The organism is Pseudomonas sp. BJP69 (genome assembly GCF_007633355.1).
GTDB classification, from domain to species: Bacteria; Pseudomonadota; Gammaproteobacteria; order Pseudomonadales; family Pseudomonadaceae; genus Aquipseudomonas; species Aquipseudomonas juntendi.
Window position 1 is genome coordinate 3,882,779 of sequence record NZ_CP041933.1, and the last position, 24,650, is coordinate 3,907,428.

A 24,650-nucleotide genomic window follows, 5' to 3' on the forward strand; every position below is an offset into this window, starting at 1 on the left:
TTCGGGTGCTGCGCAGCGACACCCGCCAAGCGGGCATTCCATCCCCTTGCCGTGCGCCAGGCGCGCACGCTGTCTACAGGTCCCGACATGCGCTACGTTGCTGCCCCCAAGCTGCTGACCCAGGTTGCCGCCGTACATTTCGTCAGCCATGTGCACATCATGCTGATCCCGGCACTGCTGCCAGTGCTGCCCTCCCTACTGGGGGTCGGTTACGTCGAACTCGGCGTGGCCTTGGCGGTGTTCAATATCGTCTCTGCCCTGGTGCAGGCCCCACTGGGTCACGCCGTCGACCACTTTGGCGCGCGCAAGGTGCTCAAGGCCGGGCTGCTGCTGGGCAGCCTCAGTTTCCTGCTGCTGGCCGCCAGCCCCGGCCATGCGGTGTTGCTGGTGAGCATGGCGCTGGCCGGCCTGGCCAATGGGGTGTACCACCCGGCCGACTATGCGCTGCTGGCCAAGGGTATCGAGCCAGACCGGCTGGGGCGGTCATTCTCCATTCATACCTTCGCCGGCTTCCTGGGCTCGGCGGTAACCCCGGCAATATTCCTCGGTATCGCTGCCGTGTTGGGCACACGGGCAGCCCTGGCGACGGGCGCAGTGTTCGGCGCTGCTGCGCTGCTATTGATATCGCTGCCAGGCAGCGGGGTGTACCGGGTAACGGAGATGGGCAACCCGGGCAATGCCGGCGCGCCGCCGGCAAACGTACGAGTGCGCTTGTTCACCCCCATGATCGGCGTGCTGACAGTGCTGTTCATATTGCTCAACCTGAGCACCAGTGCCATCGAGAAATTCTCCGTTGCCGCACTGGTGCAAGGCCAAGGCCTGACCTTGGCCTGGGCCAATACCGCGCTTACCGCCTTCTTGCTCTGCAGCGCCGCAGGGGTGCTGTGTGGCGGTGCCCTGGCCGACCGTACCCGCCGGCATGGCCTGGTGGCGGCGCTGGCTTTCGCCCTGGCCGCTGTGCTGACCGCCGTGGTGGCCTTGGGTGTGCTGCGCGAATGGGCATTGGTGGTGGTACTGGGCAGCATCGGCCTGCTGACCGGAATGATCGCCCCGTCGCGGGATATGCTGGTAAAAGCGGCCGCGCCCAAGGGTGCCGAAGGCAAGACCTTCGGGCTGGTCTCGACCGGGTTCAACATCGGCGGCGCCGTCGGGCCAGTGGCGTTCGGCTGGATGCTCGACCGGGGGCTGCCAAACGGCATTTTCGTTGCTTCGGTAGCGTTCATGGTGCTGACGGTGATGCTGACCGTGGCGCAGGAGGGGTATATGGCTCGAAAACGCAGGAACGCGCAGCGATGAATGAATGGGGTGGCGAACCCCTGCCACCCCAGACACATTCACCCCACCGGGTTCCCATGCACCACCCGCCCCGCCACCCCTGGCCGGTTGACAAACAACACATCCAGCACGCTGTTACGCAACCCTTTCAGCGCGTTCCAGTTCGCCGAAGCGTGCACATACTTGTCGCGCAATAAGCGCTGCTCTTGCTCGCTCAGCGCCAATTGCCCGGTTTCGCCCAAGGCGAAGCCATGCAATTTTGCGCTGATCACCTGCAATTCAGCAGGCAAACGGTGCTCCGCCTGGCCGCCCAACGGCGCAAACGGCACACCAGCCCGTACCGCCAGCTCGCGCATCACGCTCAGGTAGACACGCGACAGGTGCCCGGCCACCTCCCGCTCGCGGGCTACCGCTGCGTAGACTTGCTTCTCTGCTTCACGCGGGTGGCCGCCAGCGATCGGCTCCTCCCAGGTGATCACCCGTGGCCGGGGTTCCCCCATGTCGGCAAAATCCGTCGCCAGCAGGCCCTGCATCACGGCATGCACGCGGCACTGCCCGGCAGGGGTCGCCACCGGCACGCGCTGGGATTGCGGTTTGCACAACAGCACCTGTTCCCATGTGGTTTCCGGGTAGCCGCCACCGATATTCGAGTGCACACCCGGCAGCACTATGTCGTGGCCACTGCTCACCAGCGGGAAGTTATGCCGCCGCTCATCCCGCGCGACCAGTTGTACCACCTGCCGGGCAATACCCGCCTCCAGGCCCAGGCGCAAGCCACCGTGGCGCTCATCGGCGGGGTCGAAGTCGCCCTGCAACGGCGCGATGATCGCGGCCACCGTGTCGAACAAGCCCATGAAGTTGATCGCGATGTCACACGCCACCGGCAACAATCCCCCGGCACCGTCGTGCAACAGGTTGGCCAGGTGGCGTACCGCCGCCGCGCCACGGCTGAAGCCGAACAAGTCGAACTCCAGGCGTGCCGGCACCCACTGCGGGTGCGCCTGGCACCAACCCTGCAGTTGCCCGGCAATCGCCTGCAACGCCTCGGCCACCCGGGCTTCCACGCCCGTGCGGCCACGCCCGGTGGCAGAGGCATACACCGGGTCGGTTTCACCGGCCAAGGTGCCGATGCCTTCCATGTAGCATTTGAAAAAGACCTGGCGCGCCTCGCCATCGGCCGCTTGCGCCGGGTACAACGCATGCAGCAGGGCTACGTTGCTCAGCGCATTGGCATAACTGCCGCCGTGCCCCGCCAATGCCGTGGCGTTGTGCTGATTGTTACCGGTGCCATCGAAGAACACCCCGAAACGCAGGGTTACCCGTCGAGGGGTCGGCGTACCGCCGTTGCTCGCTACCATCTTCGTGCCTTGTGCTTGACCCAAAAGCACAAGCAGGCGCCAGTACGCCGTCAGGCAACATCAGGCAATCGCCAAGCCTTCGTGAGAGTTTTCCATACCCCAGGCCCGCTGCAGCGATAAATTTACCCCGTGCCATTAGTCGCCGCCCCCCCGGATGGATTAAAGTATCAGCCCTTGCCAGGGCAGCTGCCGTCAGCCGCCTCCGGCCCCCTACCAGGAACCGTCGCCGATGGAACACCGTGAAGCGCTGATCGCGCTGCGCACCTTTCTTTCAACCCAGATCCTAGGCCAGGAGAAACTGGTCGAGCGGCTGTTGATCGTGCTGCTGGCAGACGGCCACATGTTGGTCGAAGGGGCGCCCGGGCTGGCCAAGACCAAGGCCATCAAGGAGTTGGCCGAGGGCATAGAAGCGCAGTTCCACCGCATCCAGTTCACCCCCGACCTGCTTCCGGCCGACATCACCGGCACGGAAATCTACCGCCCGGAAACCGGCAGTTTCGTGTTCCAGCAGGGGCCGATCTTCCATAACCTGGTGCTGGCCGACGAAATCAACCGTGCACCGGCCAAGGTCCAGTCGGCACTGCTCGAGGCCATGGCCGAACGCCAGGTCAGTGTGGGCCGCAGCACCTACGACCTGTCGCCCCTGTTCCTGGTCATGGCCACGCAGAACCCGATCGAGCAGGAAGGCACCTACCCGCTGCCCGAAGCCCAGCTCGACCGCTTCCTGATGCACGTGAAAATCGGCTTCCCGGACGCCGCGGTCGAGCGGCGTATCCTGGCACAGGCCCGCGGCGAAGCGCTGGGCGGCGAAGTGAAACCCGAACGGCGGGTCAGCCAGCAGGCGATCTTTGCCGCGCGCAAGGAAATCCTCAACCTGTACATGGCCGATGCCGTCGAGGAGTACCTGGTGCAGCTGGTCATGGCCACCCGCACCCCGGCCAAATTCGATACCGAGCTGGCCGACTGGATCGCCTACGGCGCCAGCCCGCGCGGTTCCATTTCGCTGGACCGCTGCGCACGTGCCCACGCCTGGCTGGCCGGGCGCGACTTCGTCAGCCCCGAAGACATCCAGGCGGTGCTGTTCGACGTACTGCGCCACCGCATCATCCTCTCCTTCGAAGCCGAGGCCGCGGGGATCGACCAGGACCGCGTGGTCCAGCGCATCCTCGACGTCGTCGCCGTTGCCTGACCCCATGCCCACTGCGCACCTGGCCGAACCCGGCATCCGCATCGGCCTCGCCGAGCTGATCGACATGCGCCACCGCGTGCGCGAAATCCAGCTGTTTTCCAAGCCCGGCCAACGCAGCCCGCTGGTCGGCCTGCACCATTCCAAGCTGCGCGGGCGCGGTGTGGACTTCGACCAGGTGCGCGTGTACCAGGCCGGCGACGACGTGCGCAACATCGACTGGCGGGTGACCGCACGCACCCAGGAGCCCCACACCAAGCTGTTTCACGAAGAACGCGAACGGCCTATCTTCATCCTGGTCGAGCAGAGCCAGCGGCTGTTCTTCGGCTCGGGCCTGATGTTCAAGTCGGTGCTCGCCGCCCAGGCCGCCGCCTTGTTCGGCTGGGCCGCGCTGGCCCATAACGACCGCATCGGCGGCCTGGTGTTCGGCGACAACGAGCACCACGAAATCAAGCCCCGGCGCAGCAAACAGAGCCTGCTGCAGTTGCTCAACCGCATGGCCAAGGTCAACCAGGCACTGCACACCGAGGCGGTTGCCGGGGCCGACAGCCTTGGCCTGGCGCTGCGCCGCGCCCGCGAAGTGCTGCGCCCGGGCAGCCTGGCCATCGTGATCTGCGACGAGCGTTCGCTCAGCGCCCAGGTGGAGCAGCACCTGGCCATGCTGTCCCGGCATTGCGACCTGCTGCTGCTGCCGGTGTCCGACCCACTCGACCATGCCCTGCCGGCCGCTGGCCTGCTGCGTTTTGCCCAACGCAGCGCGCAGTTGGAGCTCGACACCCTCGACGCCAACCTGCGCCAGGCCTACCGCCAGCAGGCCGAAGCCCGCATCGAACGCTGGGAGCTGCTGGCGCAAAAGCTGCGGGTGCTGCTGATGCCGCTGAGCACGCAAAGTGAAATGATCGAGCAATTGCGCGAATACCTGAGCGCACAGCGCCCGCGGAGCGCGTCATGAACCCGCTCGATCAGTTGCAACCGCTGATCGAACCGGCGCCCATCGGCCTGTGGCCGCCGGCACCCGGCTGGTGGGCATTGCTGGTCATCCTGCCAGTGCTGGGCTGGGGCCTGTGGCGGCTGCGGCACTGGCGCCCGCGCAAGCGCCGTGTCGTACGCGCCGAGCAACCGCTGGACCCGGTGCGGGTAGAAGCGCTGGCCGAGCTGGCACGCCTGCCACGCCCCTACGACGGCGCCCCCGCCGGCGCCTGGCTGCAACAGATCAACGCCCTGCTCAAGCGCCTGTGCCGCAGCCACTACCCGGGCGCCAACAGCCATACCCTAAACGGCCGCCAGTGGCTGGCATTTCTCGACAACCGCTGCCCCGCAGCCGGCCTCACACGCTGGATGGTGCTGGTCGAAGGCGCCTATAAACCCGAGTGCAAACTCGACGACAAGGCCATCGCCGGGCTGAGCCAAGCCGTCGAAACCTGGATCCGCAAGCATGTTTGAACTGGCCTGGCCGTGGGTCTTTGCCCTGTTGCCGCTGCCGTGGCTGGCGCGCCTGCTGCTGCCCGCCGCTGACAGCGGCGAACCGGTACTCAAGGTTGGCTTCCTCAACGAACTGGAAGGCCTGGCCGGGCGGCGCGCGCGGCTGAACCTGCCCACCTGGCGCCAGCAAGGGCCATTCGTGGTCATCTGGCTGTTGCTGCTGTGCGCTGCCGCGCGCCCGCAATGGCTCGGTGACCCGGTGCCGGTGGCGGCCAGCGGCCGCGACCTGCTGGTGGCGGTGGACGTGTCCGGGTCGATGGACTTCCCGGACATGCAGTGGAAAAACGAAGACATCAGCCGCCTCGACCTGGTCAAGGCCCTGCTCGGCGATTTCCTGCAGGACCGAGAAGGCGATCGCGTGGGCCTGATCCTGTTCGGCAGCCAGGCCTACCTGCAGGCCCCGCTCACGTTCGACCGGCGTACCGTGCGCACCTTCCTCGACGAAGCGCAAATCGGCATCGCCGGCAAGAACACGGCCATCGGCGACGCCATTGGCCTGGCGGTGAAACGCCTGCGCCAGCGCCCGGCGCAAAGCCGGGTACTGGTGCTGATTACCGACGGTGCCAACAACGGCGGGCAGATCCACCCGCTGACGGCAGCCCGCCTGGCAGCCCAGGAAGGCGTGCGCATCTACACCATCGGCATTGGCGCCAACCCCGACGCCAGTGGCACACCAGGCCTGCTCGGCCTCAACCCGAGCCTGGACCTGGACGAAGCCGCACTCAGGGAAATCGGCGAAATCACCCACGGCGCCTACTTCCGCGCGCATGACGGTGCCGAACTGGATGCTATTGGCGACACCCTCGACCAACTCGAACCGGTGGCCCAGCAACCGACCCAGGCCCGCACCGCCCAAGCCCTGTACGCCTGGCCGTTGGCCCTGGCACTGCTGCTGAGCGTGCTGCTGGTGGTGGCCGTGCAATGGCCCGACAACCTGATGCAGCGCCTGCTGCGCAAGCCGCGCTTCTTGCAGCCACACCCGGAATGGCGCCAACGCCTGAAGCGCTTGCGCTTGAGGAGGCGGCGATGATCGACCTGTGGCCGCAATGGTTGCGCCCGCTGTGGCTGCTGGCCGTGCCCTTGCTTGGCTGGCTGCTGTACAAGCTGTGGCATCGGCGCAAACGCGCCGGGCGCTGGCAGCTGATCCTGCCGCCGGCATTCCACGCTGTGCTGCTGGGCGGCGGCAACGGCAACACCAGCAAACTGCCGTGGGTGGCGCTGGGGTTGGCCTGGCTATTGGTGATCCTGGCCCTGCTCGGGCCCAGTTGGCAGCGGGTGGAAGAAAACCGCCAGCGCCCGGCCGACCCGCTGGTGATATTGCTGGAGCTGACCCCGCAGATGCTCGCCGAGGACAGCCCGCCCAATCGCCTGGAACAGGCCCGGCGCAAAATCCTCGACCTGCTGGAGCACCGCCGCGACAGCCAGACGGCGCTGGTGGTCTATGCCGGCTCCGCACACACCCTGGTGCCGCTGTCCGATGACCTGGCCACCACGCGCAACCTGCTGGAGGCCATCGACCCGTCGATCATGCCCAAGCCCGGCCAGCGCGCCGACCTGGCCGTGCAGAAGGGCCTGGCACTGCTGGCCCAGAGCGGGCTCGGCCAGGGCCGCCTGCTGCTGATCGGGTCGTCGCTCAGCGCCCCGGAGCGCCAGGGCATCGCCCAGGCCCTTGGCCGGCAGGGCCCAAGCCTGCTGATGCTGGGTATCGGTAGCCGTGACGGTGCCCCGGTGCGCCAGGCCAATGGCGAATACCTCAAGGATGACCAAGGCGGCATTCTGGTGCCCCGCCTGGACAACGCCAGCCTCAAGGGTTTCATCAACGGCACCGGCGGGCGCTACCGGCATGCGCGTATCGACGACCTGGACCTGCGCGGCCTGGGCCTGTTCGACCAGCCGCGGGCCGGGCGCAACGACGGCCAGACCCTGCAGCTGGACAGCTGGGCCGACCAAGGCTACTGGTTGCTGATTCCGCTGCTGCTGCTGGCCGCGTGTGCCGGCCGGCGCGGTTGGCTGTTCTGCCTGCCGTTACTGCTGGCCCTGCCCCAGCCCAGCCAGGCTTTCGAGCTCGATGACCTGTGGCTGCGCCCCGACCAGCAAGGCCAACGCCTGCTCGAGCTGAACCGCCCAGCCAGCGCGGCTCGGCACTTCCATGACACGCAGTGGCGCGGCCTGGCGCTGTACCAGGCCGGCGACTACGCGGGTGCGGCCGAGGCATTTTCCCAAGGCGACGCGGCCGCCGACCACTACAATCGAGGCAATGCACTGGCCCGTGCCGGTGAGCTGGAAGCGGCCCTGGACGCCTACGAGCAGGCGCTGGAGCGCCAACCCGATCTGCAAGTGGCACTGGACAACCAGGCATTGGTGCAACAGCTGCTGCAACAGCGCCAGGCCAAGGCCGAGGAACAACCGCCCGGTAACGATGCCCAAAGCACGCCCGGCAGCGACACCGAAGGCAACAGCAGTTCGGCCAGCAGCGCCGCCCAGGGCACCCCCAGCGGTGATGAACAAGCCAGCGCCGAGCAGCCTGGCGAAAGCAGCAGCAACAGCCAGGGCGCACCGGGTAACCAGCCGGGTGCCGATGAGGGCGTCATCCAGCCGCCCCAGCGCCCGGTGTCGACCAGCCTCGACGCCGAACAGCGCCAAGCCCTGGAACAATGGCTGCGGGAGATCCCCGATAACCCGGCGGAGCTGCTGCGGCGCAAATTCTGGTACGAACAGCAACTGCAACAGGAAACCCCACGATGAGTCGCTTCGGCGTCTTGCTCCTCTCCCTGCTGTGGGCCACCCTGGCCCAGGCTGAACCCCTGCTGCAGGCCAGCGTCGACCGCACCCGCCTGCAGGCTGGCGAAAGCCTGGAACTGACCCTGGAAAGCCAGGACGTCACCCAGTTCGGCAAGCCCGACCTGCGCGCCCTGGAAGGCGACTTCGAGGTGCGCGGCACGCGCCAGTTGAACAGCCTGCATACCCTCGACGGTGAAACCCGCGCCAGCACCCGCTGGATCATCACCTTGCTGCCGCGGCGCAGCGGCAGCCTGCGTATCCCCGAGCTGCAGCTGGGTCAGTCACGCAGTCAGGCCATCGACCTGCAAGTGCTGCAGGCCGATGCCAGCCGCCAGGACACTTCACAGGTGTTCATCGAGGCCACCCTCGACAGCCCCGACGTCTACGTGCAGGCGCAGGCTGTGCTCACCTTGCGCATCTATCACTCGGTGGCGCTCTATGACGACAGCAGCTTGAGCCCGCTGCAGCTGGAAGGCGCCAAGGTCGAACCGCTCGGCGAATCGCGCACCTATGAAAAGGAAATCAATGGCGTGCGCCACGGCGTGATCGAAACCCGCTATGCCGTGTACCCCCAGCAAAGTGGCACGCTCGAGATCCCGCCACTGACGTTCAGCGCCACCGCCGCAGCCAGCAGCGACGAAACCCCGCAAGCCAATGGCACGGCCCGTGCCGGGCACCAGGTACAGGTCAGCTCGCTGCCGCTGCGGCTGGCGGTACGCCCGATTCCCGCCGCCTGGCCTGCGGGTGTGCCGTGGTTGCCGGCGCGTAGCCTGACACTGGAAGAGCACTGGAACCCCGACCCCGGCAACCAGCAGGTACAGATTGGCGACTCGCTGACGCGCAACATCACCTTGCGCGCCGAAGGCCTTTCCAGCACCCAGTTGCCGCCGTTACCCGCCACCGAGATCACCGGCCTGCGCCGCTACCCCGACCAGCCGCTGCTGCGCAACGAAATCAACGAACGCGGCATGACCGCCAACCGCGAGGAACGCGAAGCACTGGTGCCCACACATGCCGGCACGTTGGCCCTGCCGGCGCTGGAAGTGGCGTGGTGGAACACCCGTGAAGATCACCTGGAGCACAGCAGCCTGCCGGCGCGTACGCTGAACGTGCAAGACAACCCGGCATTGAGTGCCGACAGCCCGGTGGGCGATAACAGCAGCGCCAGCAGCGCGCTGTGGCCTTGGCAATTGGCGACTCTGCTGTTCGCCCTTTCCACCGTACTGGGCTTCGCCCTGTGGTGGCGCGCCCGCTCGCAACCGGCGGTGCTGCGTGCGGCGCAGAACGGGCCGAGCCCGCGCACCTTGCTGGATGACCTCAAGCGCGCTTGCCTGGCGAACGACCCCCAGGCCACCCGCCAGGCGCTGGACGCCTGGGCCCGGCAGCAACCGGAGACCCTGGCCGAGATGGCGGCGCGCTTCGTGCCGTTGTCGGATGCGCTGGATGGGTTGAATGGCGCGTTGTACAGCGAGAGTGGGCAGTATTGGCAGGGTGAGGATTTGTGGCGGGCAATCGGCACGATACCGCCGGCCGAGCAGGTGTTGTTGCCGGCTGGGGAGAACGGCAGCTTGCCGCCGCTTTATCCCAAGTAGCCGGCTGCCTGCCAGGGCCTCTTCGCGGGCATGCCCGCTCCCACAGGTACGACGTATGCCTGAGCGTTACGCGGTACCTGTAGGAGCGGGCGCGCCCGCGAACACCGGCGCAGCCGGTGCCAGCCCTCCCCCCATCCCCCGCCCTGCCCCCCACCCCCCTGCTTGGGTTACCATACCGCCCTCGCGCAACGCCCATCCCCAAAGCCAAGCCCTCTGGCTTGCTCGACTCGACACCACAGGTCATCCATGCGTCTGTTTCATACCTCCGACTGGCACCTGGGCCAAAGCCTGCACGGCCAGGAACGCGATTTCGAACACGCCTGCTTCCTCGACTGGCTGCTCGGCCAGCTTCGCCTGCGCCAGCCGGATGCGCTGCTGATCGCCGGCGATATCTTCGACACGGTCAACCCCCCGGTCAAAGCCCAGGAGCGTCTGTACGACTTCATCGTCCAGGCGCATGAGCAGCAGCCCAAGCTGGACATCGTGATGATCGCCGGCAACCACGATTCCGGCTCGCGCATCGAGCTGCCTGCCGCACTCATGCGCCGCCTGCGCACCCACGCCCTGGGCCGTGTGCACTGGCTGGACGAGGGCCAACTGGATGCCGAGCGGCTGCTGATTCCGCTGACCAATGGCCGTGGCAAGGTCGCAGCCTGGTGCCTGGCGCTGCCGTTCCTGCGGCCGGCCGAAGTCACCGGCCCCCACCTGGGCGACGACTACCTGCAAGGCATCACCCAGGTGCACCAGCAACTGATCGCCGCAGCACTGCAAAAACGCAAGAAAGACCAGGCGCTGATTGCCATCAGCCATGCGCACATGGCCGGGGGCGCAGTGTCGGAAGACTCCGAGCGCAGCCTGATCATCGGCAACGCCGAGGCGCTGCCGGCCAAGCTGTTCGACAAGGCCATCAGCTATGTCGCCCTCGGCCACCTGCACAAACCACAGAAGGTCAACCGCGAAGAACGCATCCGCTACAGCGGCTCACCGATCCCACTGTCGTTCGCCGAAATCAACTACCCGCACCAGGTGCTGGAGGTGGAACTGGACGGCAGCGGCCTGGTCAGCGTCGAGCCGCGCCCGGTACCGCGCGCCGTGGCCCTGCAACGCATCGGCCCGGCACCGCTGGGTGAGCTGTTACAGCAAATGGCAGACCTGCCGGTAATCGACCTGCTGGAAGACCCCAATCGCCAACCCTGGCTGGAGGTGCGGGTCATTCTCGACGAGCCGCAACCGGACCTGCGCCAGCAGATCGAGACCGCGCTGGCGGGCAAGGCAGTGCGGCTGGTGCGCATCAGTGCCGAGTATGCTGGGCGCAACAGTACCGAAGAGGATGACCTGGCCTTTGTCGAACTGGCCCAGATGACCCCGCAAGACCTGTTCAGCCGGGCCTGGGAGCAAACCTACGGCAGCGCTGTCGACGAGCAGGCGCTGGCCGACTTTGCCCTGCTGTTGCAGGACGTGCAGCAGGATGAGGAGCAGCCATGAAGATTCTTGCCATCCGCCTGAAGAACCTGGCATCGCTGGCCGGCCCCGTCGACATCGACTTCACTGCCGAGCCCCTGGCCAGCGCCGGCCTGTTCGCCATTACCGGGCCCACCGGCGCCGGCAAGAGTACCCTGCTCGACGCCCTGTGCCTGGCCCTGTTCGGCACCGTTCCGCGGCTCAATGACATCGGTCGGGAAGCCAAGGTGCCGGATGCCGACGGCGACATCCCCACATCCGACCCGCGCAACCTGCTACGCCGTGGCACCGGCAGCGGCTTTGCCGAAGTCGATTTCGTCGGCGTCGACGGCCGCCGCTACCGTGCCCGCTGGGAATCCAACCGCGCCCGCGACAAGGCCAACGGCAAGTTGCAGCACAGCCGCCAGAGCTTTTACGACCTGGACAGCGAGCAGGTCCTGGCCAGCGGCAAGAACGAATACAAACAGTTGGTCGAAGCCCGCCTGGGCCTGAACTTCGAGCAGTTCACCCGCGCGGTGATGCTGGCCCAGAGCGAGTTTGGCGCGTTTCTCAAGGCCGACGACAGAGAGCGCAGCGAGCTGCTGGAAAAACTGACCAACACCGCCATCTACACCCGCTTGGGCCAGCGCGCGTTCAGCAAGGCCCGCGAGGCCGGTGAGGTGCACAACGACCTGCTCGCGCGCGCCAGCCACCTGCTGCCGATGGATGCCGAAGCCCGCGCCCAGCTCGACCAGCAACTGGAGCAGGCGCAGCAGCACCTGAAGGCTGACCAGGCCGGTGAGCGCCAGCTGGAACAGCAACGCAACTGGCTGCACGAGCAAAACCGGCTGCAAGCCCAGCACGCCGAGGCGGCCCGCGCGCTGCAGGCCGCCGAGCAGGACTGGCAGCAGTTGGCCGAACCGCGCCTGGACCTGCTGCGCCTGGAGCGCCTGGCACCTCAGCGCCACCAGTTCCACCGCCAGCAGGCGCTGAACGCACAACTGGCCCCACTGGCGGCAAGAATTGCGCAGCAGCAACAGCAGCAGGACGAACTCCAGGCACGCGCAAATACCCTGGAGCAAGCACTGAACGCCGCACGCCAGGCGCTCGCCGACAGCCAGGCGCAACACGGCGAGAATGCCCCACGCCTGCGCCAGGCCTTCGCCGCCCAGGACAACCTGGCGCGCCTGGACGAAGCGCTGGCCGCGCAACGCAGCAGCAGCCAACAGGCTGAACAACACGTCGCCGATGGCCAGCAGCAGTTGCAACAGCTGGAGGCCAACCAGCAGCGCAGCCTGCAGCAATTGGCGCAGATCGACAGTGCCCTTGCCGACAGCGAGCACCTGGCAGGCCTGGCCAATGCGTGGCACGCCTACCTGCCGCAACTCAAACAGGTGATGCTGATTGGCGGCCGCCTGGCCAAGGGCCGCGAAGAGCTGCCCGGCCTGCAGGCCCAGGCCAGCCAGGCCAATGTGCAGCTGCAGGCCGAGCGCGATGCCTACGAGCTGCTGTTCCGCGAAGCCAAGGCCGAACCCCAGGCCCTGGCCGAGCAGATCGACCTGCTCGGTGGCATGCTGCAGGACAACCGCAAGCAGCAGCGCGCCGTTGAAGAAATGTCGCGCCTGCACGGCCGCGAACTGGAACTGCGCCAGCAACTGGACAGCGTTCGTGAACGCCAGCAACAGGCCATGCAGCAACGCCAGCAGTTGATCAGCGAAGGCACCGCGGCGAAGGCCGAGCTGGAGGCGGCCGAACAGGCGCTCAACCTCACCCGCCAGTTGCTGGAGCGGCAACGCCTGGCGCGCACCACCAGCGTGGAGGCACTGCGCGACCAATTGCGCGATGGCGAACCTTGCCCAGTCTGCGGCAGTGCCGAACACCCGTTCCACCAGCCTGACGCACTGCTGCACAGCCTGGGCCGGCATGACCAGGCTGAAGAAGCTGCCGCGCAGCGACAGGTCGACACCCTCAACGCCAAGCTGGTCGAGCTGCGCACCCAATTGGGCGTGGTCAACGCCCAGCTCAAGGACTTCCAGCAGCAACAGCAGCAACTGGGCGATCAGTTGCAACCGCTGGTGGCGCAAGTGCAGGCGCACAGCCTGTGGCCGGCCCTGGCCCCGCAGGATGACAAGGCCCGTAGCACCTGGCTGGCCAGCCAGCTGCAGCGCCTGGAGGCGGAAATTGCGCAGGACGAGAAGCGCCAGAGCGCGCTGCTCACGCTGCAACGCGATGCTGCCCGCCTCAACCAGCAACTGCAGGCCGCCCAAGACGCCCAACAGCAGGCCCAGCGCCACCTCGAACAACAGCACCAGGCCCTGGCCAATGACGAGCAGCAGTTGCAGCAAGGCTTGCACGACCTGGCCGGGGTGCTGCCCGAGCAGGCCCTGAAGGCACTCGACGAAGACCCGGCCAATGCTTTCCTGGCCCTGGACCAGCAGATCGCCCAGCGCTTGCAGCAACTGGAACAGCGCAAGGACGAACTGGAAGAACAGCAGGCCCGGCAAACCCAACTCGACAAGCTGCGCGACCAGCACCAGGCCCGCGTGCAAGGCCTGCAGCAGTTGCAGCAACAACTTGCCGCCCTGGACGAGCAGCGCCAGCAGGCCCAGGCCGCCCTCGGCGAACTGCTCGGTGAACACGCCACTGCCGAAGCCTGGCAACAGCACATGGACGCCGCGCTGGACCAAGCCCGCGCCCTGGACGCCGACACCGCCCAGCGCCTGCAGGAACTGCGCACGCAAGCCGTGCAACTGGCCAGCGAGCTGAAGGCCGACGGCCAGCAGCAACAGGCGCTGGTTGCCGAATGCCAGCAGTTGCAGGGCCAGATCGCGCAGTGGCGCAGCCAGCACCCGGAGCTGGATGACGCCGGGCTGGATCGCCTGCTGGCCATGGAGGATGCGCAGGTCACAGCATTGCGCCAGCGCTTGCAAGGCGCGGAAAAAGCCATCGAACAAAGCCGCGTGTTGCTGCAGGAACGCGAACAGCGCCTGCAACAGCACGTGGCCGACATGACCGTGGACACCCCGGCCGAAGCCCTCGAGCAAGCTCTGCTGGAACTGCGCGAGCGCATGGCCAGCCACGAGCAGCAATGCGCCGAACTGCGGGCGCAGCAGGCCGATGACCAGCGTCGCCAGCAGGCGCATCAGGCACTGGCAGCCGAGATTGAGCAAGCCCGCCAGCAGTGGCAGCGCTGGGCCCGCCTGAATGCTCTGATCGGCTCGGCCTCGGGCGATGTGTTCCGCAAGATCGCCCAGGGTTACAACCTTGACCTGCTGTTGCACCATGCCAACAGCCAACTGCGCCAACTGGCCCGCCGCTACCGCCTCAAGCGGGGCGGCAGTGCCCTGGGCCTGTTGGTCCTGGACACCGAAATGGGCGACGAGCTGCGCTCGGTGCACTCGCTGTCCGGCGGCGAAACCTTCCTGGTGTCGCTGGCGTTGGCCCTTGGCCTGGCCTCGATGGCTTCCAGCACCCTGCGCATCGAATCGCTGTTCATCGACGAAGGTTTCGGCAGCCTGGACCCCGAGTCGCTGCAGCTGGCCATGGATGCCCTTGACGGCTTGCAGGCCCAGGGGCGCAAGGTGGCAGTGATTTCCCACGTGCAGGAAATGCACGAGCGCATCCCGGTGCAAATTCAGGTGCGCCGCCAAAGCAATGGCCTGAGCGAAGTGCAGGTGTGCGGGTGATCCTGTACTCGTTCCGTCGCTGCCCCTGGGCCATGCGCGCGCGCCTGGCCCTGCGCTATGCCGGCTGTGAGGTCGAGGTGTGCGAAGTGGCGCTGAAGAACAAGCCGGCAGAACTGCTGGCCTTGTCCCCCAAGGGCACGGTGCCGGTGCTGGACACCGGCAGCCAGGTGCTGGAAGAGAGCCTGGATATCATGCGCTGGGCGCTGGCGCAGAACGACCCGCAGGATTGGCAACTGCGCGCGAATCCCGCGGCGGCGCAGCAGGCGCATGCCCTGATCGCGCGTAATGACAGCACGTTCAAGGCGCAGGTGAACCTGTACAAGTATGCCGAGCGCTACCCGCAGCACCCTCGCGCCTACTACCGCCAGCAGGCCGAGGCCTGGCTGGCGGAGCTCGAAGGGTTGCTGGAGAGCCGGCCGTACCTGTTGGCTGACCAGCCGAGCATCGCCGACGCCGCCTTGCTGCCCCTGATGCGCCAGTTTGCCGGGGTGGAACCGCAGTGGTTCGCCGAGGCCGCTTATCCGCGGCTGCGGAGCTGGCTAGAGGGGTGGTTGGCATCAGACCTGTTCCGCTCGATCATGGCCAGGTAGCTTCACCCGGCTCCCTGTAGGAGCGGCCTTGTGTCGCGAAAGGGTCGCGCAGCGGCCCCGGGTTCTTGCGTTACCGCCGACATTGCCGGGGCCGCGCTGCGGCCCTTTCGCGACACAAGGCCGCTCCTACAAGGCCTGGTGTTGATATCAGTCGATGAACTTCAAGTCCGAGGGTGCGTCCTGGGCCAGGACCTGCACCGTTTCGCCCAGCTTGCCAGTCTTGGCGTCACGGCGCATGACCACGATCTGGTTGCTCTTCTGGTTCGCCACCAGCAGGAAGCGGTTGCTGGGGTCCAGGGCAAACTCGCGGGGGTGGTCGCCTTCCACGGCGCGGCGCTGCACAAACGTCAGCTGGCCGTCGCCCTCAACCGCGAACACCACGATTTCATTCGCTGTACCGCGGTTGCTCACGTACAGGAAGTGCCCGTCGGCCGACAGGTGCAACCCGCCCGCCGCCTTGGCCGTCGACGCCGAGGCTTCGGTCAGTGCCAGGCGCTGGCCCACGCGCAGGTCCGCACCGCTCACATTGAACATCACCACTTCCCCGCTCATTTCCAACGTGAGGTAGGCATGCTGCCCCGTGGCATCGAACAGCAGGTGGCGTGGTCCGCTGCCTGGCGGCAACGCCACCGACGGCGGCGTGGCCGGGCTCAACGGCTGGTCCGGGCTGGCGCCGTCGTAGCGGTAGATGAATACCTTGTCGGCGCCGAGGTCGCTGGCGTACAGATATTGCCCATTGGGTGACGACACCAGTGAATGCACATGCCCCCCCGCCTGGCGCTCGCGGTTGACGCCACTGGGCCGGTGTCGCAGTTGCTGCACGACCGGCTTGAGCTGACCGTCCCTGGCTACCGGCATCACTGCCAGGCTGCCGCCGGGGTCAGGGTTGACCGCGTAGTTGGCCACGAACAGGTAGCGCTGGTCATGGCTGAGGCTGGCGTGGGTTGGCTCGTCGCCTTGGCTGGCCACCTGGTTAAGCGGCTTGATGTCGCCCTTTGCACTGACACTGAAACTGCTGGCATTGCCGCCCGGGGTTTCATTGACAGCGAACAGCAGGCGGCGGTCGGCCGACAGCACCAGCCACGACGGGCTGACACTTTTCACCACTTGCTGCGGGGTAGGGTCGATGTGGCCCCGTTGTTCGTCGAACTGGTAGCGGTAGATACCCTGGCTGGCACCATCGGTATAGCTGCCCACCAGCAGGGTCGCGGCGTGGCTCGGGATAGTCAGGCTCATCAGGCTAGCGGTCAGCAGGGTCGTCCAGGTGCGGTTCATCTTGGTCTTCATCCGGGGCGCGAAAGGCACTCATGCAGACTAGCCGATGCGCGCCGTTGGCATCGTCCAGTTGCCACTCGTCACCCATGGCGGTCGCCGCCGCGACCTGCTCGGGAGTAAACGACCAGCGGCGCAGTTGGCGGCCGTCCATGCACTCGACGCGCAGGCCAGTGGTATCGGCGGTGAACTCGAAGGCGTGCAGGCCGTCGATCAGGAGCATGTCGCAGGACTGCAGGGCGTGGCTGAGGGAGGACATTGGGTTACCTGTCAGGGAAGTGCTGCCAGTATAACCCTGTGACATCCCTGTGGGAGATTCTATGGTTCCTGGCAAGGGTAGCCAGAGCATCTTCAGCGCCTGTGAGATCGAGCGCCGCCCGCGCGGCGCAATCGCGAGCTGCGCTCGCTCTAACAGGCGCTGCCATACCTTGTGGCAAACACCTGTCAGCCCTAAGGCGATCCCTGTGGGAGCTGGCTTGCCGGCGATTGGGCCGCAACGCGGCCCCCTGCCTTCAATGGGCGAAAATCGACCCCCCTTGCTTGCCCACCATTTTCTCCGGCTTGATCAGGAACCGCGCCAGGGCCGGCAGCAGCCACAACGCCCCGAACATGTTCCAGAGCAACATGAAGGTCAGCATCAGGCCCATGTCGGCCTGGAATTTGATCGCCGAGAAGATCCAGGTGCACACACCAATGGCCAGGCACAGCCCGGTGAACAGCACTGCCTTGCCGGTCGAGCGCAGGGTCTGGTAATACGCCTCCTGCAACGGCAACCCGGCGCGCAGGAAACTTTCCAGGCGGCTGTAGATGTAGATGCCGTAGTCAACGCCAATGCCCACGCCCAGCGCCACCACCGGCAAGGTGGCCACCTTCACACCGATGCCCATGTAGGCCATCAGCGCGTTACCCAGCACCGAGGTCAGCACCAGCGGCAGAACGATGCACAGGGTGGCGGCCAACGAGCGGAAGGTGATCAGGCACATTACTGCCACACAGATGTACACCAGGATCAGGATGGTCAGTTCGGCCGACTTGATCACCTCGTTGGTCGCGGCCTCGATCCCGGCATTGCCTGCTGCCAGCAGGAACTGCAGGCCCTCCTTGTTGTGGCTGTCGGCAAACGCCTGGGCTACCGCCGTGACCCGCTCCAGGGTTTCGGCCTTGTGGTCGTTGAGGAACACCAGTACCGGCGCCAGCGAGCAGTCACCGTTGTACAGCCCATCGGCACGGGCGATGGAGTTGTTGAGGATGTCGGGGTTGCGCGACAGGGTTTCCCATTTCAGGCTGCCCTCGTTCATGCCCTTGATCACCTGCTTGGACACAGTGACGAGGGAGATCGCCGACTGGACCCCCGGGGTGTTTTCCATGGTCCACATCAGCTCGTCGATCGGGGTCATGGTCGAGTGGATGGAACACTGCTCGGCCGGCGTCTTGACCATGATCACCAGCACATCGGAACTGGTCGAGTAGTTGCTGATGACGAAGTTGTTGTCCTGGTTGTAGCGCGAGTCGGGGCGCAGTTCCGGCGCGCCCTGGTCGAGGTCGCCGATTTTCAGGTTCTGGCTGTACCACAGCCCCCCGCCGAAGGCGAGCAGCGCCAGCGCCACCGACACCGGCGCCACCCTGGCGCTGGCAAAGTTCGACAGCAGGCGCCAGAACGGGTGTTCGCGGGTGGCGTCCTTCTTGCTGCGTTCGATGGCCTTCTTGCTGATACCGACATAGGAGATGGCGACCGGCAGCAGGATCAGGTTGGTGAACACGATCACCGCCACCCCGATGGACGCGCCGATGGCCAGCTCGCGAATCACCCCGATGTCGATGATCAGCAGGGTGATGAAGCCCACCGCATCGGCCAGGATGGCGATCATGCCCGGCAGGAACAACTGCCGGAACGTTCGCCGTGCAGCGGTGAGCGCATTGTCGGCGTCACTCGACTGCAAGGCGATGCCGTTGATTTTCTGCACCCCGTGGGAAATGCCAATGGCGAAGATCAGGAACGGCACCAGCATCGAGTATGGGTCCAGGCCGAAACCCACCGCGTGCATCAGCCCCAGTTGCCAGACCACCGCCACCAGGGTGGTGATAAGCACGGCGATGGTGCTGCGGATACACCAGGTGAACCAGTACAACAGCACCCAGGTGATCACCAGGGCGACGCCGAAGAACATCGCCACCATCACCAGGCCGTCGATCAGGTCACCGACCTTCTTGGCAAAGCCGACAATGTGCACTTTCACATTGGGGTTCTGCGCCTGGAACTTGTCACGCACCTTCTCTTCCAGCAGGTGCGAGAACTGCTGGTAATCCAGTTTCAGCAGCCGGCTGGGGTCCTGCGGGTCAGGGTAGCTTTCCAGCAGTGGCACATCGATGATACTGGACTTGAAGTTGTTGCCGACCAGCCGCCCGACCTGGCCGGACTTGAGCACATTGTCGCGCAGGGTATCGAGGCTGTCCTGGGAGCCGTTGTAGGTGTTGGGGATCACCTCGCCACCGGAAAAGCCCTCTTCCGTGACCTCGCTCCAGCGCACGCTGGGGCTCCACAGCGACTTCAGCCCGGCACGGTCGACGCCAGGCAGGTAAAACACCTCGTCATGGATCTGGCGCAGGGTCTCCATGTAATCCTTGTCGAAAATGTCACCCTTGACCGCCTCCACCGAGATGCGCACGGTGTTGCCGAGGTTGGCCAGGTCGTTGCGGTGCTCCATCATCTGCTCGATGAACGGGTGCTGCAGCGGGATCATCTTCTCGAAACTGGTGGAGGGGCGAATCTGCGTCGCCTGCCAGAACAGGAAAATACTGATCAGCACGCACAGGGCGATGACCACGGGGCGGTTGTTGAAGATCAGCCGTTCGAGCAGCGTAGGCTTGTCCTGGTGATGCGGATGCATGGTGATGCTCTCCCGGCTGGTCATTGGCGCGGCTCCTCGGCAATGCGATCGGCACCTTGCGCGGTTGCCAGGTGCACACCGCCCTGGCCCACCAGCAGCAGGCCGCCATCGGCCAAACCACTGACGCCGGCCAGGGCGATGCGGTCGCCACGGTTGTACACGCTGAAGGTCTGGCCATCGTCGGTACTGCGCAGCACGCTGCCGCCGTTGCCGACCAGCACCAGGGCGCCATCAGCCAGCAGCGCAGCGCCAGCCAGGCCGAATTCCAGGCTGCCGCGCGCAGCCTCCAGTTCGACCTGCTGCCAACTGTCACCGAAGTCGGCTGAACGGAACAGGTTGCCGCGCAGGCCGTAGGCCAGCAGGGTGCGGGGTGAACGGGTGCCGATCACGCCAAACAGCGAGCCCTCGTAGGGGCCTTGCAGCTTGGCCCAGGTCTGGCCGTTGTCTGCAGAGCGGAACATGCCGCCCTGCTCGCCAACGATGAACAGGCCGGCATCGCGCACCTGGGTGATGCCGTTGAGGTGCAACTGGTCGGGGTTGTCCAGGCGCTCGGCCACGTCCTGCCAGTGCTGGCCGCCGTCAGTGGTTTCCAGGAAGGCCCCGTAGGCGCCCACGGCAAAGCCATGCCGGGCATCCAGGAAGGTGACATCCAGCAACGGCGCTTCACGGGCAAGGTCTTCGAACTGCTTGGTCCAGGTGGCGCCGCCGTCGCTGCTGGTGAGCACCTGGGCGTCATGGCCGACGGCCCAGCCGCGCTTGTCGTCGATGAAGAACACCGCTGTGAGCAACTGCCGGGTAGGTACCCGGGCCTGGGTCCAGGTGTTGCCCTGGTCGTCGGAGAACAGGATATGGCCGCGATCACCGACCACCACCAGGCGCTTGCCGGCGTGGGTGGCGCCGATCAACAGGCTCTGGCTGGCCTTGGCCGATTCGGTGGAGTACTGGTCGGCACTGGCGGCTTGCACGCTGCCGGCCCACGCGCCCAGTGCCAGCGCCAATGCCGCTGCCGCTGCCAATGGCCAGGCGCGGCGCCTGTTGTGTTCCCTCATGACTGTCCCCTTGGTGTTTTTATTCGGCGGGTCAATGCATTGCAGGCACTGCGAAAAGCCTGATCTAGAGGCCTGCAACAGCTTGAAGGGATCGTAGCGGGGATGTTCGCGGGATTACAACGGGCGGGGTGTTATGTTTTGTTGTCGGCCTGAAAAAGCCAAGGCCGCGGTGCGGCCCATCGCGACACAAGGCCGCTCCTACAATCGCACCTCACCCTGTAGGAGCGGCCTTGTGTCGCGATGGGCTGCAAAGCAGCCCGATTGCCCTCAAGCCAGGCTCTTGCTCACCACTTCATACACATCACTGGACAGCTCACCCGAAGCCAGAATCCGTTCGAGCTCGCCCTTCATCAGCGCCTGGCGCGCCTCGTCATACTTGCGCCAGCGGGTCAGCGGCGCCAGCTGACGCGAAGCGATCTGCGGGTTCAGCGCATTCAGTTCGATCACAAGGTCAGCCAGGAAACGGTAGCCAGAACCATCGGCGGCATGGAAGTTGACCAGGTTCTGCCCGGCAAACGCACCGATCAGCGCACGCACCTTGTTGGGGTTCTTCAGGGTGAACGCCGGGTGCTGCATCAACGCCTTGACCCGCGCCAGCCCGCCCGGCAAGGTGCTGGCCGCCTGCACGCTGAACCACTGGTCCATCACCAGCGGGTTGTCCTTGAAGTGCTCGGCGAACGCCTCCAGCGCTTTCGCCCGCTCGGCCTGGAATGGCGAGTTGACCAGCACCGCCAGCGCGGTCAGGCGCTCGGTCATGTTGTCGCAGTGCTCGAACTGCTCCAGGGTCGCTTCCAGCACGTGCGGCTTGCCGCTCAGCATCAGGTACGACAGGGCGATGTTCTGCAGGCTGCGGCGGGCGAAGTGCTCCGCCGAGGCCACATAGGCAGTGCTGCGCGACGCTTCGCGGTGGGCCTGGTAGCGCGCCCACAACGCGTCGAACAGTTGCTCGGCGATCTGCTGGCGGGCGAACTCGCGGGCGGCATGGATGGCGTCCACGTCGGCCACCTGGCTGATTTCGGTGAGGTAGGCCTCACCCGGCAGCGAGAGCATTTCGGCAACCATGGCCGGGTCCAGCGACGGGTTGCCCAGTACCGTGCCCAAGGCCGTGATCAGGCGCTGGTCCAGTTTCAGGGCTTCGCCACGCTGGTGCTGGCCGATCAGTTCCTGCAATACCTGGACCGCCAGCTGCTGGCCCGCTTCCCAGCGGTTGAAACCATCGCTGTCATGTTGCATCAGGAACATCAACTGGTCGCGGTCGTACGGGAAACTGAGCTTGACCGGGGCGCTGAAGCCACGCAGCAGCGACGGCAGCGGCTTGGCCTGGATACCCTGGAAGGTGAAGGTCTGCTCGGCCTCGGTCACCGACAGCACCCGACTGGTGGCTGGTTCGGCCGCCGTGGCGGCGCCTTCACCTGCCAGTTGCAGCGGCAGGTCGTTGCCGGCAGCATCCAGCAGGCCCAACTCCACCGGGATCACGAACGGCAGCTTCTCGGCCTTGTCCGGGGTGGGCGGGCAGCTTTGGCGGAACGTCAGGCTGTAGGTCTGGGCGGCGGCGTCGTACGCTTCGCTGACTTCCAGGCGCGGGGTGCCTGCCTGACTGTACCAGCGCTTGAACTGGGTAAAGTCCACGCCGTTGGCGTCTTCCATGGCCTTGATGAAGTCGTCGGTGGTCACCGCCTGGCCATCGTGGCGCTCGAAATACAGGTCGCTGCCTTTGCGGAAACCATCGGCACCCAGCAAGGTGCGGACCATGCGCACCACTTCGGCGCCCTTCTCGTACACTGTCAGGGTGTAGAAGTTGGAAATCTCGATGAAGCTGTCCGGGCGCACGGGGTGGGCCATGGGGCCGGCATCTTCGGCAAACTGGTGAGTACGCAGGTAGGCCACGTCCTCGATGCGTTTGACCGTGCGCGAGTTCATGTCGGCACTGAACTCGGCATCGCGGAACACCGTGAACCCTTCCTTCAGCGACAGCTGGAACCAGTCGCGGCACGTGACGCGGTTGCCCGACCAGTTGTGGAAATACTCGTGGGCGACCACACCTTCGACACGCTGGTGCGCGGCATCGGTGGCCGTTTCGGCGCGGGCAAGCACACAGCTGGAGTTGAAGATGTTCAGACCCTTGTTTTCCATGGCGCCCATGTTGAAGTCGTTGACGGCAACGATCATGAAGATGTCCAGGTCGTATTCACGGCCGTAGACTTCCTCGTCCCAACGCATCGACTTCTTCAGGCTGACCATGGCGTGGTCGCACTTGTCCAGGTTCTCGGGCTCGACATAGATGCGCAGCAGCACATCACGGCCCGACTGGCGCGTGAAGGTGTCTTCGACGCACCACAGGTCACCGGCCACCAAGGCGAACAGGTAGGCTGGCTTCTTGAACGGGTCTTCCCAGGTGGCCCAGTGGCGGCCGTCCTCGGCCGGCCCGCTGCCGGTGGGGTTACCGTTGGACAGCAGCACCGGGTAGCGATGCTGCTCGGCGATCACCGTGGTGGTGAAACTGCTCATCACGTCCGGGCGGTCGAGGTAGTAGGTGATCTTGCGGAACCCCTCGGCCTCGCACTGGGTGCAGAACATCTTGCCGGATTTGTACAAACCTTCGAGCGCAGTGTTGCTTTCCGGGTGGATCTTCACGCTGGTGTCGAGGGTGAAGTGCTCGGCTTGCGGCTGCACGGTCAGGCTGTCACCGTCCAGCTGGTAATCGGCGGCCTGCAATTCCCGGTCATCCAGCGCGGCACGCAGCAACTCCAGCTGCTGGCCATCGAGCACCAGCGGCGGCAAGCCGGCACCGCGTGCCGGGTTGCGACGCATCACCAGCTGCGCGTGAACCAGGGTGTGGTCCTCGAACAGCTCGAAGGTCAGGTGCGTCTCGTCGATCAGGTACTCGGGCGCCTGGTAATCCTTCAGGTAGATCACTTGCGGTTGTTCGGTGCGCATGTGCAGGTCCTTTTTACTGGAGCACGGCCAACTGGTAGGCCGTGTACTTGCGAATATTGATCACACCGGTGTCGAAGATCAGGTACTGGCCCTTGATGCCCAGCAGCGTGCCTTCGGCGACCGGGTCCTTGTCCAGGTTGAAGCTGACGATCTTTTGCGGGTAGGCCTGGACCGGGTAGTTGATCTGCACCACTTCGGCGTCCGGCAGCGGCTGGATCGCCTGCAGCCCGAAACGCCCCTGCAGCTCGTCCAGGCGCTCGGCGCACGCGTCGAATACCTGCTCACGAATGGCCGCCAGGTCGAGCACCTCGGCATCGCCCTTGAGCAGTGCACGCCAGTTGGTGCGGTCGGGCACCTGGCTGCGCAGCACGTCTTCGACCAGGCCAGACTGCTGACGGGTAGCCACGCGCATGATCGGCAGGGCCTGGCTGGCCCCTTGGTCGAGCCACCGGGTGGGCAGTTGGCTGGCGCGGGTGATGCCGACCTTGATCCCTGACGAGTTGGCCAGGTAGACCACGTGGTCGGTCATGCAGAACTGTTCGCCCCAGGCCGGTTCACGGCAGGTGCCGGCCTCGTAATGGCATTTTTCCGGGGCCATGATGCACACATCGCACTGGGCCAGCCGGGTCATGCACGGGTAGCAGTAACCTTGGCTGAAGCTGGTCTTGGTGCGCTTGCCGCAATGGCTGCAGTGAATGGCGCCAAGGTATTCCAGGCGCAGGCGCTGGCCGATCAGCGGGTTGACCGGCACCTGCGTGTCACCCAGGCGGAAGCTGTACTGCACCACCGGCGCCTGCAGGCTTACCGCCATTTTGCTCAACGAGCCACGAGCGAGTTCGATCAATGTACCGAGTCCGACTTGAACAGAATGTTGGCGATCGGCGCGGACTTCGACGCGCATTCCTGCGGGCCCATGTAACCGGTGCGCTGGTCTTCTGGCAGGTTTTTCATCTCCCAGGCGATCACGGCCTGCAGCGACAGCTCTTTCTGCTCGGCGGTGAGCTTGCGGCCATCCGACCATTTGCCGATTTCCACGGCCAGTTTCAGGCTTTCGTAGATTTCCGGGGTGATGTTTTCAATCATTTGCGCGAAAGTGGACATACAGTCTCCTGAT

18 protein-coding genes are annotated in these 24,650 nt (G+C 65.7%); 10 read left to right on the plus strand and 8 right to left on the minus strand.

Features of this window, described 5'->3' with window-relative positions; translation table 11 throughout:
• Window positions 1-87: 87 nt before the first annotated feature.
• Entirely contained in the window at window positions 88-1,296 is a 1,209-nt protein-coding gene (locus tag FPB55_RS18095) for an MFS transporter (protein WP_009683479.1), read from the plus strand.
• Between the two features lie 38 nt (window positions 1,297-1,334).
• Here FPB55_RS18095 and FPB55_RS18100 read toward each other — a convergent pair whose 3' ends face one another.
• Window positions 1,335-2,633: a DUF2235 domain-containing protein gene (locus FPB55_RS18100; RefSeq protein ID WP_115294499.1), complete on the minus strand. Its 1,299-nt coding sequence runs from the start codon at window positions 2,631-2,633 to the stop codon at window positions 1,335-1,337.
• Window positions 2,634-2,862: 229 nt separating this feature from the next.
• Between FPB55_RS18100 and FPB55_RS18105 the strand changes: the two genes are divergently transcribed.
• From FPB55_RS18105 to FPB55_RS18145, 9 genes are all read left to right on the plus strand, one after another.
• Window positions 2,863-3,822: a MoxR family ATPase gene (locus FPB55_RS18105; protein ID WP_009683481.1), complete on the plus strand. Its 960-nt coding sequence runs from the start codon at window positions 2,863-2,865 to the stop codon at window positions 3,820-3,822.
• A gap of 4 nt (window positions 3,823-3,826) precedes the next feature.
• The gene (locus FPB55_RS18110; protein ID WP_029886675.1) at window positions 3,827-4,771 is read left to right on the plus strand and encodes a DUF58 domain-containing protein; all 945 of its coding nucleotides are present in this window, start codon (window positions 3,827-3,829) and stop codon (window positions 4,769-4,771) included.
• Window positions 4,768-5,262, plus strand: coding sequence for a DUF4381 domain-containing protein (locus FPB55_RS18115; RefSeq protein ID WP_009683483.1), 495 nt, complete (start codon window positions 4,768-4,770; stop codon window positions 5,260-5,262). Before FPB55_RS18110 ends, FPB55_RS18115 begins: the two co-directional genes overlap by 4 nt.
• On the plus strand, window positions 5,255-6,331 hold the full coding sequence (locus FPB55_RS18120; protein WP_144188954.1) for a VWA domain-containing protein: 1,077 nt from the start codon (window positions 5,255-5,257) through the stop codon (window positions 6,329-6,331). The genes FPB55_RS18115 and FPB55_RS18120 overlap by 8 nt, the downstream gene beginning before the upstream one ends.
• The gene (locus tag FPB55_RS18125) at window positions 6,328-8,046 is read left to right on the plus strand and encodes a VWA domain-containing protein (RefSeq protein ID WP_144188956.1); all 1,719 of its coding nucleotides are present in this window, start codon (window positions 6,328-6,330) and stop codon (window positions 8,044-8,046) included. Before FPB55_RS18120 ends, FPB55_RS18125 begins: the two co-directional genes overlap by 4 nt.
• Complete coding sequence (locus tag FPB55_RS18130) at window positions 8,043-9,674, plus strand: BatD family protein (protein WP_047149560.1); 1,632 nt, start codon at window positions 8,043-8,045, stop codon at window positions 9,672-9,674. The genes FPB55_RS18125 and FPB55_RS18130 overlap by 4 nt, the downstream gene beginning before the upstream one ends.
• Window positions 9,675-9,920: 246 nt before the next feature.
• Window positions 9,921-11,159 (plus strand): exonuclease SbcCD subunit D C-terminal domain-containing protein, encoded by a 1,239-nt coding sequence (locus tag FPB55_RS18135; protein WP_115294502.1) that lies wholly within the window; start codon window positions 9,921-9,923, stop codon window positions 11,157-11,159.
• Window positions 11,156-14,800, plus strand: a complete 3,645-nt coding sequence (locus FPB55_RS18140) for an AAA family ATPase (RefSeq protein WP_144188958.1) — start codon at window positions 11,156-11,158, stop codon at window positions 14,798-14,800. The genes FPB55_RS18135 and FPB55_RS18140 overlap by 4 nt, the downstream gene beginning before the upstream one ends.
• Complete coding sequence (locus tag FPB55_RS18145) at window positions 14,797-15,390, plus strand: glutathione S-transferase (protein WP_009683738.1); 594 nt, start codon at window positions 14,797-14,799, stop codon at window positions 15,388-15,390. The genes FPB55_RS18140 and FPB55_RS18145 overlap by 4 nt, the downstream gene beginning before the upstream one ends.
• A gap of 147 nt (window positions 15,391-15,537) precedes the next feature.
• Here the strand turns inward: FPB55_RS18145 and FPB55_RS18150 are convergent, their stop codons facing one another.
• The 7 genes from FPB55_RS18150 to FPB55_RS18180 form a co-directional block, all read right to left on the minus strand.
• Window positions 15,538-16,665 carry a lactonase family protein gene (locus tag FPB55_RS18150; RefSeq protein ID WP_238706601.1) on the minus strand — a complete coding sequence of 376 codons (1,128 nt, stop codon included), beginning with the start codon at window positions 16,663-16,665 and terminating at the stop codon, window positions 15,538-15,540.
• Complete coding sequence (locus FPB55_RS18155) at window positions 16,631-16,921, minus strand: DUF5629 family protein (RefSeq protein WP_054905310.1); 291 nt, start codon at window positions 16,919-16,921, stop codon at window positions 16,631-16,633. The genes FPB55_RS18150 and FPB55_RS18155 overlap by 35 nt, the downstream gene beginning before the upstream one ends.
• Before the next feature lie 253 nt (window positions 16,922-17,174).
• Complete coding sequence (locus tag FPB55_RS18160; protein ID WP_033690558.1) at window positions 17,175-19,550, minus strand: RND family transporter; 2,376 nt, start codon at window positions 19,548-19,550, stop codon at window positions 17,175-17,177.
• Window positions 19,551-19,570: 20 nt separating this feature from the next.
• The gene (locus FPB55_RS18165; RefSeq protein ID WP_144188962.1) at window positions 19,571-20,599 is read right to left on the minus strand and encodes a YCF48-related protein; all 1,029 of its coding nucleotides are present in this window, start codon (window positions 20,597-20,599) and stop codon (window positions 19,571-19,573) included.
• A gap of 267 nt (window positions 20,600-20,866) precedes the next feature.
• Complete coding sequence (gene pepN, locus FPB55_RS18170) at window positions 20,867-23,536, minus strand: aminopeptidase N (protein ID WP_110679557.1); 2,670 nt, start codon at window positions 23,534-23,536, stop codon at window positions 20,867-20,869.
• A 13-nt stretch (window positions 23,537-23,549) separates the two neighbouring features.
• Entirely contained in the window at window positions 23,550-24,380 is an 831-nt protein-coding gene (locus FPB55_RS18175) for a DUF2797 domain-containing protein (protein ID WP_144188964.1), read from the minus strand.
• The gene (locus tag FPB55_RS18180; protein ID WP_003260154.1) at window positions 24,377-24,637 is read right to left on the minus strand and encodes a DUF1315 family protein; all 261 of its coding nucleotides are present in this window, start codon (window positions 24,635-24,637) and stop codon (window positions 24,377-24,379) included. Before FPB55_RS18180 ends, FPB55_RS18175 begins: the two co-directional genes overlap by 4 nt.
• Window positions 24,638-24,650 lie beyond the last annotated feature (13 nt).